Raw genomic sequence first — 11006 nt, 5'->3', positions numbered from 1 at the left:
AAGATGAGCGCGTCATCCTCCGGCTTCACGTAGATCCTCATGTACTCGCGCAACTCCGGCAGGATGGGCCTCCGGGATACCGATCACGCGCCTGCCGGCCTTGAACTTGGGCGGCCCGAGAATCATCTCCCGGTCCCCGGCGCCTCGGCAAGGACCAGATGTTGGTCCTGGAGTTCACTGGGAGCGAGGATGACGCCCCAGAGGAGCGGAACGTCCTGTGGCGGCTTACGGGATATCTGACCATCGGCCTGATCGGGCCGCCCGTCGCCATCGACGACACGGCGTGGAACAACGGCCGCACCCTCCACCTGCGACAATGTCCTGCCATAGCGGAACGCCCCGGCGTTCGGTGCGCTCCACGGCCGCACTGATGACGCCACCTCCGGGCTATTCCACCAGCGCGCCGAATACGTAGGTTCCGGGAGCGTCCGGGTCGTCGCCGGCCCAGAACTCTGTCCAGTGGGTGCGGAACTCGTCGCGGGTGAGGTGACCGTCACCGTCCAGGTCGAGGCGCGGGAAGATCTCATCGGTCGCTGAGGGCGCCCCGTTCCACGTCTCGATGAGCGCGCCGTATTCCGAACAGGAGATGAGGCCGTCGCCATTGAGGTCGATGGCCTCGAACATCGCGTCGGCAGTGCCGGAGACCGCGTCGGTCATGTCACCAAGTCCATCCACGACGCGAAGCACCTCGTCGAGGGAGACAGCGTCGTCGCCACCGGGGCCGGAGGCGGCTCGGAGCACGGGCCACCAACCGGTCATGATGGAGGCCAGTCGCTCTGGGTCGACGGACCCCCCGACTGCCGTCCAGCGGTGGGCGAGCGCCTGGAAGTCGGCCTGGGTCAGTCGGCCGTCGCCGTCCACATCCATCGCCCGGAAGACTCTGCCGACCTTTCTACGCTGGAACTCACTGGCCACATCCGCCTCCACTCTTCGGGAGACTCAATGTTTTCGAGAGATCACTAATCGCGACCATAGTCATTTGAGTGATGAACACATTACTTAGCGTAGAAGCCCTGGTTCGTGACGTAGGAAATCGCCATCCGAAGGACCGGGTCAACGAGGACCAGAGAGTCGTCCCGGCCGCCCCGAGGGCACGTGCGGTCGATCGCGCCACAGCCACCTTGCGGCCGTGGGACCAGAGCCAAATGGTGGCGACAGTTTCTAGTGGGAGGGAACAGACCGGTCCTGGTCAGGGACTGTTCTCGCACGGTGTATCACCGTGGCACTACACACCGTGCCTATCGAACTCGCTGACCGAGTGCCGTACCGCCGCTCACGCACCAGAGCGCAGCTGCTCCACGGCCGACTCCACCGTCTCGCGGAACCTGAACGCCCGGTCCAGCCTTATCTGTCGGCAGTGTGCCAGCAGGTCAGCAGGAGCTGCCGCGACAACCAGCGCTCCGCCACCTGTCATCACCCGCTTCGCGCTCGAAAGAACCGCTCCGATGGTCCAGCTGTCCCAGGCGTCAACGCCGGCAAGGTCGAGGACCAGATAGGGCGGATCCGGCATGGGCAGCGCCATCATCGCATCGCGAAGACGAGCCCCTAAGCGAGCATCGTGGCAGAACTCACCGCTCCCGTGCAGGACCGCATACCAATCGTGCAGCGCTCCATGTATTTCCAGCGCAGTGCCAGGTTGCTCGCTCATGCTGCAACCCCCGTCTCTGCCGATTGCCCTCCATTCTGCCTCCGGCTCGGGCTCCAACTCCGGCTCCGGCTCCGGGTCCGGGGTGATCGCCGTACTGCGGCAGGATCGTAGATGGCTGAGGTGAAAGCCTGATCATCCCGCCTGTCACCACCCTTGGAGAAGGCGAGCAGGCCGGGAGCCAATGTCGTTCCTCATGCGTCGCGCGAGGAGTGCCAGGTGGCGGGCTGATCGTCGTGCCCGCGCGCAGTTAGGGCGAGCCTCCGGTGAGTGGTGGATTGGGCTGAGGCCGGCTCAGTTCAATGAGCGGCCGAAGCCGATTTCCTGCCCGGGCAGGGTGTTCTGGTCAGGGCTGATGAACGTGGGCCTCGTCGTGTTCACACCGTCTGACGAGCCTGAGCCGCCGAACCCGTCGCCGTCCACGGAACCTGCGAGCAGGCCGCGAGAGTCCTGGGAAATCAGTACGCCCTTGGCTGTCAGTCCCTGGGGTGAGCCGCGGTGAACGTAGATCTGGCCTCCGGGGTCGGCTGCGTCGGCATAGCTGTTGCCCGCGATCACGTCGCCAAAGCCGATCGCCGACGCTCAAGGCCTGTACGCCCCACGCGTCGAAAGTGCGACCGGCCACGTCCTTCAGCCCGCCGGAGGAGCCACGGTAGACCGCCCCCTTACCCTCATCAGCTGGATCGTCGTCAGAAAAGGCGGCCACGAGATCGTCGATCCCGTCGCCCGTGACGTCGCCTGCGGCCAGCGCATTGATCTCGCTGGACTTCTTGACTATTCGAGGCCATGGCGGATGCTGCCGTATCCGGCTGCTCTCATAGACCACCCCGACCGACTGTTCCGTCACCAGTCCCAGATCCTGGTAGCCGTCCCCGTTGAAGTCGCCCGCGGTCAACAACTCCCCGAACGTCGCGTCTTCGGGCTCGAGCAGAACCGCCGAGCGGCTGGACAGCCCCTCCTTGCTGCCGAAGAAAATCGTCACAGCAGCAGGCGAGATTGGATTCGGGAGTCGCGCCGACGGCGAGATCGGCGTATCCGTCGCGATCGAAATCGCCGCTGGCGGACGACACGCCGAAACTGCTGCCATTGGTCGAAGCCCCCGGCTGGCCCGCCTGTTCAGGCTGGAGAAGCTTCTGACGACGCGTGGTGAGTCCGTCGGCTCCGCCGTACGAGACGATGACGTATCCGGAAACCGTGGAAGGTTTGCCCTCCCACCATGGTCCAGGAGCACCGATGGCGAGGTCGGCGTAGCCGTCGCCGTTGTAATCGCGGGCCTTCACCGTGTCGCAGCCCACGCGGCATTTCCGCGGGTTCCCGGCAGCTTCAGCGGCGCCTTCGTCGGAGTCGGTGAGCGGGTCGCAGAGGGAATCTCGGCAGGTTCAGGCGCATGAACGGGGGCGGATGTGATCGGGAGCCGAGCCGCCGGAGCCTCGGCGGAACACGCGGCCAGACCTACCGCGATGGTCATGGTCGCGAACCCTCGCGTGATGGTCGTCCGCATGACCGGCAGGATGAAAGGTCGCCGTGAGAGGAGTACGACGACGGCGCCGATTGAATCTTGGCGCGCTTTCGTGTCGCCACGTCGTTCCAGGTCGCCGTTGCTGGTGGGGCAAGAAGTATGCCGACCGATATTTACCGGTGCGGCTCAAAGGGTGCCGCTCCGCGCGGCCTCGCGGTCCTGCGCTTGCCAGGGGTGGCCAGAGTTGTGCCTGTGCTTGGGGCGATCGGCGGCAAGTTTCGGGACGGCAGATGTACTAATGGCGTTCGGGAGGCAGTTCACCGACTCGCGCCACCGTGTGAGTTCCATTGCCTGTGCATCGCCAGACAGCGATTTTGTGTTCCAGTTCGGCGCGCAGGCCTAGATCATGAGCGGAGCAGACGGGCCAGACCTTCCAGAGCAGCTCCATGATCACCTCTTGGGCGGCGTCCGCGACGCTCGCGAGCGCCTCCTGAGCATCGCGTCCCTCGGCGGGCCTGATGCCGTTGCCGTGGTAACCATCCCGGAACTCCACCCAGGCATGACCGCTGTCGTCCCAGTCAGGGATGACCAATCGGAGGGTTCCAGTGATTCCCCTGCTGCGGACGTCGCGCTCGACGAGCTTCAGTGCCTGTTCCAACGCCACCCACAGACTTGGTTTGAGGGCGAAGGTGGGCTCGAACCGGACGTCACGGAGAAGCCTCTTGCCCAGGCGGGTCACGTCGGCCGTTGTCAGATGAGCGGTTGGGCGTTCGAGGAGTTCCCGCGTGGCAGGGGTACTTATGTCGGCTTCCTCCAGCAAGCAGGCCAGCGCGATGACGGGTTCGGCGTCAAGGGCGCCGTCGCGCAACGCCAGGTAGATGCGGCCCGTCAACTCGTCGATGACCTGCCGGGCTTCCTCATGGGAGTGCACGCTGCAGTGTTGCCGATCGGCTGAAGCCAGGCAACCGAAATCGTGGCGTGCGGCTCGGTCAAGATGGCGGCTGGGCTGTGTCCCCTTCCTGCAGCGCTAGGGAGCCGAAGGTGCTCTTTGAGAGCGTGCCTGCCTGCGAACGTTCCGCCGTGTCGCTGACACTGGATGCGATGCCCCTTGCCCTCTTCTGGAACGAGACGCGCTGGCGTGCGAATCGCTCACTGCTCTGTTTGTCGCAGGTCTGGATAAGGCGCCCATCGGTCGATATGTCGAAATCCTTGACGAGCTCGGCCTGATTCGGTGACCTTGCCGCGGTCATGGCAGTGCGTCCCGGCTCTGAGCGCTCGTCAGGCAGGACAGGAGATTGTCGTACGGGGTGGCTACGGTTCGGGGTGTGACGTATCCCGAGGTCATCCCGATTTCGTACGAGCCCGACTATCACACCGACCGCATCGGCCGATGGCGTGATGGTCAGTTCCTTGGCGGGGTTGTGCCTGCCTTCCGGGAAAGCTACTCAAGAACAGAGGATTGGTTATCCCATAAGCGGTGGTATGCCGCTCTTCACCGCTTCAGCCCCGAAGGTCACTACCTTGACTCTCGTGTCGAATGTACCGGAGCCGATGACAGGCATAGGGAGTCGGTAGACGCCGCAGATCGGCGGCTGGACGAATGGCTCACTGAGCTGCCCGACCTCGAGTTCGGCGACATCGCCATTCGTCCGTTTCGGCTGGAATTCGATGGCGTGGTGTTCGGGCTGATCCTGGAAGACCATGAAGGCGAGGAGTGCGCGGAGCTTTACCCCGACAACCTTGGCTTCTATGCACCCTGGGACGGCCTCTACGACACCTGATCACCATCATTACGGGCCACAGAGAGCCGGAGTGGCCTGGAGTTCGGCCCCGTCGGTCATAGGGTGCTGGGCGACAGGGGGCCAGTCGCCCGAGCTGGGCGTATTTCGGCACGTCAGGTGCAGTTCGGGCCGCGCCTGGACCTTCCCGCGAGGATGGCCTGTTCTGAATACTTCCGGCCTCCATCGAGAGCTAGTGCTTCGCTTCGCATCGACGCCGACAAGGCCAGCTCTCGGCTGATCGTTGCCGTCAACGGGCCGAGGGCGGTCTCCGGCGCAGGTCAGCGCCACTACGAGCCAAGGTGCTTGCGATTCCCGCGTCGGCAGCGCACTCTTCGGGAAGCATCGCGGGACGTTGCCCAATCTGGTGAGGCGGTCTTTCGTCGTTAGGAGAAATGTTTCATGAGCGGTGCGACAGCGGCTGACTATGCGTGGCTGGCGGACGAACGCACTGGTTACGATGGCGAGGCAGGGCTGTGCCTGACTTTCGTGCGGGGGTTACCTCCCGACGAAGCCTTTCGGCGGATCGGGGCCGCCCCTGGAGCTGCCGGCGAGTTCGGAATCGCCGCCTATGCCGTGCAGAGCGGGACCGTTCTTGAGTACGGATGGGCGGGGATGTTACGGGAGCAGTCGGTTCCCTTGTCCGTCGGCACCGTCGTGGCCACCGTATTCGTTGACATCAACCACGATGACTTCTTCTATCTCGTCGGCGGCCGGCGGATCAGCTCATTCAGCTGGTACGCCTACTCCCTTCGCCACGGTCTCGACCCTGATCCGCTCCTGGCCGACGTACACGAGTTGGGGCTCGACCTGGACGATGGCACCGAAGCACCGCTGCCGAGCGCGCTCGCGCTGGCCGAGCGTGCCACCGGAGTGCGGTTGCACCGCGCCGACTACATCAGACCTTCACTGATCGGCTCGGTTGGTCAGGCCTGAGCGAAGCGCGAGGAGATCGCGACCGCCTGCACAGGAACCGCCTACGCACGCTCATCGAATCCCGATGGCCTTCCAGCGACTCGGCGCGGTAGGCGAGGTCATCGGCGGACGCGGTAGCGGAGGTGTGTGGCTTCCCGTCCTCGGATGACCTGGATGGTCTCCAGTTCGATGTGGTCGGCGCCGAGGTGTTCGAAGAGTCGGCGGCCCTCACCGAGCAGGACCGGGACCAGGTGGATCTGTATCTCGTCGAGGAGTCCGGCCAGGAGACAACCCTGGGCAGTACCCACGCCATGGACCAGCACGTTCTTCTCGCCGGCGGCCTCCTTGGCGCGGCGTACGGCGTCCTTGAGGTCGCTCAGATAAGTGACGTTGGGCCACTTCGCGTATCGGGGGCCGGGTTGGTGGCGGCTGAGAATGAAGATGGGCACGCCGTCGTGATGATCTCCGTCCCAGCCTCCGGCTGGTTCGAAGGTCCCGCGGCCGGCGAGCACCGCTCCGGTGGAGAGAGAATCGTCAAGGACCTCACGATCGGCGCCGTCCAGTTGTTCGGCGTCGCCGACGCCTCCCGTCCATTCGTGGAGGCGGTGTCCGCCGTCACCCAGGCCGTTATCGAGTCCCTCATTGGGCCCGGCGACGAAGCCGTCGAGGGACATGGACATGTAGAGGACGGTCGACGACATGACGGGGGTTCTCCCTTGTTCGAATGATGAGCAGGGGTGGCACAAATCTGATATCGCGCGCACAGCCGTGGGACGCCAGGTGTGTGAGTTGACCGACCTGATTCTCTTCGCGATCGGTGGCGTTCAGAACGAGCTGAAGGGGTGTGCGTCTGGAAGGTTGGGATCCTTGTCGGCCTTGCTGGCGTTGGTCGAGCGATGGATCGCCGCCCAGACGCCCAGACGCCCAGAGGTCCGAAAAGTGGTTGGTTGCCGCATTACCGGTCGTGTAGCTGGTCAGGCCATTCGCCAGGTTCGTCGAGGTTTGTTGTGCGGGCGGCCGGGGATGCCGGGGCGTTGCTGCCATGGGCGGGGTCCGTCGGGCGGGCGGTAGGCGACGCCCAGCGCGTCCAGGCGGGCGTAGTGTGCCGCGTTCATCCGGCGCTCGAAGCCGTCGAAGTCACGTTCGTCGGGAGCCGGCAGGTCCGACCAGGCCACTTCGGCGAACGCGACCAGCCGGGGAAACGCCTGGTAGTCCACTCGCCCGCGATTTTCGGCGACTTCCGTCCACAGGTTGGCCTGGGTGCCGATGACGCGGGCCGCGTGAGCCGTGCCCGCCAGCCGGGGCGGTACGGGCTCGAACCGGTAGACGTCCTCCAGCGTGTGCACCCAGCCGAACGGCACGGGCTCCCGGACATCGTGGGACTGGACGTGATCGAGGTAGACCTCCTGTTGAGGGCACATCACCACATCGTGACCGGCCTCGGCGGCGGCGATGCCGCCCGTGTACCAGCGCCAGCACGCGACGGCGGCGCCCTCCGCCAGGCCGCCCTCCAGGATCTCGTCCCAGCCGATGAGACGACGGCCACGCTCGGCGAGCCAGCGGCCGAAGTGGCTGATCATCCAGGACTGGAGCCCATCTTCGTCCTTGAGCCCCAATTCCCTGATGCGTGCCTGCGCCGTGGGTGACTCGCGCCATTGGCCTTTGAGGCACTCGTCGCCGCCGATGTGGATGAACAGGCTGGGGAAAACCTCCAGCACCTCTTCCAGAACGCCCTCATAGAAGCGCAGTACGGCGTCGGTCGGCGCAAGCACGTTCGGGCTCTTTCCCCATTCGGTCCACACCTCCAGCGCGGTGGTGTCGATGACGTCGGTGTTCCCCAGTTCGGGATAGGCGGCGATGGCCGCCTGCGAATGACCTGGGATATCGATCTCCGGGACGACCGTGATGTGCCGCTCCCCGGCGTACGCGACGATCTCGCGTAAGTCGTCCTTGGTGTAGAACCCGCCGTGCGGCCGTTCCTCCCAGATCGCCGGCTCGCCCCAGCCCATGCGGGTACGCGGTCGCCACGCGCCGACCTCGGTCAGCTTGGGATAACGCTCGATCTGGACGCGCCAGCCCTGGTCATCGGTGAGATGCAGATGGAACACGTTGAGTTTGTGCGCGGCCAGCAAGTCGACGTACCGCATCAGGTCTTCCTTGGGCAGGAAATGGCGTGCGACGTCGAGCATGAATCCCCGCCAGGCGAAACGCGGCGCGTCGTGTACGGTCACGTACGGCACCATGACCGGCTCTCGTGCGATGGGGGCACGGCGAAAGGCGTCCAATCCCTGGATCTGCCGTAAGGTCTGACGCCCCCAGAAAACCCCGGCCTCGTCTCCGCCCGCGATCTCGGCGCCGTCGGCCGACACGGTCAGTCGATATGCCTCAGGCCGGAGCAACGGATCGACGCGGGTACGCACGACGCCTGTGAACGGCCCGGAACCTCCGGCCCAGTCGAGCCGGACCGGTGCGGGAATCAAGCCCGGTTCGATCGCCACCGGCCTATTCTGCGCTCGGCCGGCGGCATGGGAAAGGCAGCCGGCCCGGCAGAGATATCCACTGGAAATTTCGCCGCCGGGCCGCGAACCTGGCGAGCATCCATCAAGGCCAGTGTTCGAACATCTGGAAGGCGTACCCGATGACGCAGACCTCCCAAGAGCATCCGGACCTGCTGGTGAAGGGGCATCCTTTCCGGCAGTGGAAGACGTGGCGGATCCCCGGCACCGCGTTCACCCTCACCGGTTACTCCCGGGCGAACGACAAGACCTTCTTCCACATACCGGAGTTGCGATGCGCCCTGGACGCCGGGTTGTGCGAAGGGCGGCAGCCCGAGACGGTCTTCTTGACGCACACGCATCACGACCACGTCAAGGATCTCGACTACCTCGCCTCCAGGCCATCCGGCGCCGACATCTACCTGCCGGCCGAGGCGATGCCGTATGTGGAGGCTTTCCTGCGTGCGTCCGCCGAGCTGAATCACGCGGCGCCGTACGATCCGGCGCTGGCCCCGGCCTATCGTCTTCACGGCGTACGGCAGGACGACGAATTCGCTTTCGGCTCCCATGGCCACCACGTGCGCGTGGTGGGATGCGAGCACAAGGTGCCCTGCGTGGGCTACGCGTTCAGTGAGAACGTCAAAGAACTGCTGCCCGAATTCCAGGACCTGCGGGACGAACTCGTCCGGGACGGACGCGGCGCGGAGTTCGGCCGGATCATGGCGCGGAAACGGCGAGAAGGCGTGGAGGTCGACCGGCAGGTACGCCGCCCCCTTTTCGCCTTCCTCGGCGATACGCATGTGTCGGTGTTCGAGCGGAACCCCTGGCTGTTCACCTATCCGGTCATCATCACCGAGTGCACCTTTCTCCACGACAGCGAGCTGCCTCGCGCGGACCGGGTCGGGCACACGGTGTGGAGCCGGCTCAAACCCGTGGTCGAGGCGCACCCGGACACGCTGTTCGTGCTGACCCACTTCAGCCTGCGCCATTCCGACCAGGAGGTGGTCGATTTCTTTCGGCGGGAACGGCATGACAACGTCCTGGTGTGGGCGCATTCGGAAAGCCATCTGCCCGAGCAGCACCAGTCCAGGCACGTAGACCAGTAGGCGGTCGAAGGAGAGGATGAGGTCATGCTGCCCGCGGACAGTCATGTTCACAGCGAATGGTCGTGGGATGCGCCGGGCGGCTCGATGGAGCGGACCTGCGCGCGGGCGGTGGAGTCAGGGCTGCCCGCGGTCGCGTTCACCGAGCACGTGGATTTCACGGCCTGGGTGGTCCTTGCCGACGACCTCGACGAATACGCGCATCTCAAGCCGTTCGTCACGCCGGCCGGAACGCTGGCTCCACCGAGATTCGAGCCCGACGGATATCTGGAGTGCGTGCGGCGCTGCCGCGATCGGTTTCCGAGCCTGCGCATCATCACCGGGGTGGAACTGGGCGAACCGCATTGGTACGGCGACGAGGTCGCGAGGCTGCTCGACGCCGGGCAGTTCGACCGGGTGCTCGGTTCGCTGCACTGCCTGCCGGTGGGGCGGCAGTTCTCCGAGCCGCCGCACCTGTACCGTCAGCGACCGGCCGCGGAGGTGATCCGTGAATACCTAGCCGAGGTACCTCGCCTGATCAAGAGCTCGGACGCCTTCGGGGTGCTCGCCCACATCGATTACCCGCTGCGTTACTGGCCTGCGCAGGCCGGGCCGTTCGATCCGAACGCGTTCCAGGAGGAGTTCCGTCATGCCTTGCGCGTGCTCGCCGACAGCGGCCGGGCTCTGGAGGTCAACACGCGGGGGCCGCTCCATCCCGAGATCGTTCGCTGGTGGCGCGACGAAGGCGGAGACGCGGTCACCTTCGGCAGCGATGCCCACGACCCGACCGGAATCGCGTACCGCTTCGCCGAGGCGACGGCCATGGTCGAGGCCCAGGGGTTCCGGCCCGGCCGTCACCCCCATGACTACTGGACGCGTACGGGCTGACCGCCGGTGAAGTACTTCCCCGCCATCCGCGTGTGCAGCGGGAACGCCAGCTCCTGCGGCCGGTCGATCACCAGCCACTCCGTCGTTTCGGCCGTGGCCGTCACCGGTGGAAGGGCGGCCGAGCTCGTACGCGGCCCCAAACCGAAGATCAGCACCGTGCCGTCGGGGGCGCTGAGCACGTCGAACAGCCGGACGTCGTCCGCCTCGACGAGGATGCCCGTCTCTTCCCGAAGCTCTCGGGCGGCCGCCTGCTGCCAGGATTCGCCCAGGTCGATGAAGCCGCCGGGCAGGGCGAGCTCGCCGCGGCGCGGCTCGACGTCGCGGCGGATCACCAGCAGTCCCTCGTCCACCGGCAGCACCATCACGGCGACGGGCAGCGGGTTGAGGTAGCTGGTGTTGCCGCAGTCGGCGCAGGTCCGCGGCCACGGCTGATCCGGGACGTAGGCCGTGCCGCAGAAGGAGCAATGTGAGTTTCTGGTCGTCACGATCACGAGGCTAACGCCGTGACCGGAAACAGCCGCCGGCCGCAAGAAGGAAGCGATGGAGAAGAGACACGGAAGCCCCGGCTGCCAGGCTTTCGGCTCAATCGAGAAAGGATGAGTGGCTTCATGCTGTGGAACAAGGTCAGGAACGTGGCGGCGGCGGGGGCCGTCGGCGCGTTCGTAGCGGCAGGGGAGCCGGCGGTGCCGCAAACTGACGGGTGAGCACTGGGACCACAGCGCTTCGGCATCCTGGCGACTCCGC

General features: G+C 65.6%; 12 protein-coding genes and 1 pseudogene. 4 read left to right on the top strand and 9 right to left on the bottom strand.

The window, feature by feature from the left end:
- Positions 1-387 precede the first annotated feature (387 nt).
- The 6 genes and pseudogenes from ACIHFD_RS26385 to ACIHFD_RS26360 form a co-directional block, all read right to left on the bottom strand.
- Complete coding sequence (locus tag ACIHFD_RS26385; RefSeq protein ID WP_397369121.1) at positions 388-915, bottom strand: EF-hand domain-containing protein; 528 nt, start codon at positions 913-915, stop codon at positions 388-390.
- Between the two features lie 358 nt (positions 916-1273).
- Positions 1274-1648 carry an STAS domain-containing protein gene (locus ACIHFD_RS26380; protein ID WP_397369120.1) on the bottom strand — a complete coding sequence of 125 codons (375 nt, stop codon included), beginning with the start codon at positions 1646-1648 and terminating at the stop codon, positions 1274-1276.
- A 291-nt stretch (positions 1649-1939) separates the two neighbouring features.
- Positions 1940-2203 (bottom strand): hypothetical protein, encoded by a 264-nt coding sequence (locus tag ACIHFD_RS26375; protein WP_397369264.1) that lies wholly within the window; start codon positions 2201-2203, stop codon positions 1940-1942.
- A gap of 205 nt (positions 2204-2408) precedes the next feature.
- Positions 2409-2471: pseudogene (locus ACIHFD_RS26370) on the bottom strand (hypothetical protein); the annotation flags it as partial.
- Positions 2461-2925 carry an FG-GAP repeat protein gene (locus ACIHFD_RS26365; protein ID WP_397369261.1) on the bottom strand — a complete coding sequence of 155 codons (465 nt, stop codon included), beginning with the start codon at positions 2923-2925 and terminating at the stop codon, positions 2461-2463. The pseudogene ACIHFD_RS26370 and the gene ACIHFD_RS26365, both read right to left, overlap by 11 nt.
- A gap of 474 nt (positions 2926-3399) precedes the next feature.
- A complete protein-coding gene (locus tag ACIHFD_RS26360) occupies positions 3400-4035 on the bottom strand; it encodes a hypothetical protein (RefSeq protein WP_397369119.1) in 636 nt (211 codons plus the stop codon).
- Positions 4036-4429: 394 nt separating this feature from the next.
- On the opposite strand from ACIHFD_RS26360, the gene ACIHFD_RS26355 reads away from it, so the two are divergent.
- Positions 4430-4885 carry a hypothetical protein gene (locus ACIHFD_RS26355; protein WP_397369117.1) on the top strand — a complete coding sequence of 152 codons (456 nt, stop codon included), beginning with the start codon at positions 4430-4432 and terminating at the stop codon, positions 4883-4885.
- Between the two features lie 399 nt (positions 4886-5284).
- Positions 5285-5818 carry a DUF6461 domain-containing protein gene (locus ACIHFD_RS26350; protein WP_397369116.1) on the top strand — a complete coding sequence of 178 codons (534 nt, stop codon included), beginning with the start codon at positions 5285-5287 and terminating at the stop codon, positions 5816-5818.
- Between the two features lie 98 nt (positions 5819-5916).
- On the opposite strand, the gene ACIHFD_RS26345 is transcribed toward ACIHFD_RS26350, so the two are convergent.
- Together ACIHFD_RS26345 and ACIHFD_RS26340 are read right to left on the bottom strand one after the other, a co-directional pair.
- Positions 5917-6498: a dihydrofolate reductase family protein gene (locus ACIHFD_RS26345; protein WP_397369115.1), complete on the bottom strand. Its 582-nt coding sequence runs from the start codon at positions 6496-6498 to the stop codon at positions 5917-5919.
- 273 nt (positions 6499-6771) lie between these two features.
- Complete coding sequence (locus tag ACIHFD_RS26340; protein WP_397369114.1) at positions 6772-8295, bottom strand: beta-N-acetylhexosaminidase; 1524 nt, start codon at positions 8293-8295, stop codon at positions 6772-6774.
- Positions 8296-8435: 140 nt separating this feature from the next.
- Here ACIHFD_RS26340 and ACIHFD_RS26335 point away from each other — a divergent pair, with 140 nt between their 5' ends.
- Both ACIHFD_RS26335 and ACIHFD_RS26330 read left to right on the top strand, forming a co-directional pair.
- Positions 8436-9398, top strand: coding sequence for an MBL fold metallo-hydrolase (locus ACIHFD_RS26335; RefSeq protein ID WP_397369113.1), 963 nt, complete (start codon positions 8436-8438; stop codon positions 9396-9398).
- Positions 9399-9422: 24 nt separating this feature from the next.
- A complete protein-coding gene (locus tag ACIHFD_RS26330; protein WP_397369111.1) occupies positions 9423-10262 on the top strand; it encodes a PHP domain-containing protein in 840 nt (279 codons plus the stop codon).
- Here the strand turns inward: ACIHFD_RS26330 and ACIHFD_RS26325 are convergent.
- On the bottom strand, positions 10241-10747 hold the full coding sequence (locus ACIHFD_RS26325) for an NUDIX domain-containing protein (protein ID WP_397369110.1): 507 nt from the start codon (positions 10745-10747) through the stop codon (positions 10241-10243). The genes ACIHFD_RS26330 and ACIHFD_RS26325 overlap by 22 nt on opposite strands.
- Positions 10748-11006 lie beyond the last annotated feature (259 nt).

The organism is Nonomuraea sp. NPDC051941 (genome assembly GCF_044593615.1).
Note: the sequence above shows the minus strand (reverse complement) of the source record. Positions and strands in the feature narration are given on the sequence as shown.

Excerpts from the sequence above, each read along its gene's own strand:
- ACIHFD_RS26380 (WP_397369120.1), bottom strand. The coding sequence starts at position 1,648 with ATGAGCGAGCAACCTGGCACTGCGCTGGAAATACATGGAGCGCTGCAC.
- ACIHFD_RS26350 (WP_397369116.1), top strand. The coding sequence starts at position 5,285 with ATGAGCGGTGCGACAGCGGCTGACTATGCGTGGCTGGCGGACGAACGC.
- ACIHFD_RS26345 (WP_397369115.1), bottom strand. The coding sequence starts at position 6,498 with ATGTCGTCGACCGTCCTCTACATGTCCATGTCCCTCGACGGCTTCGTC.
- ACIHFD_RS26335 (WP_397369113.1), top strand. The coding sequence starts at position 8,436 with ATGACGCAGACCTCCCAAGAGCATCCGGACCTGCTGGTGAAGGGGCAT.
- ACIHFD_RS26330 (WP_397369111.1), top strand. The coding sequence starts at position 9,423 with ATGCTGCCCGCGGACAGTCATGTTCACAGCGAATGGTCGTGGGATGCG.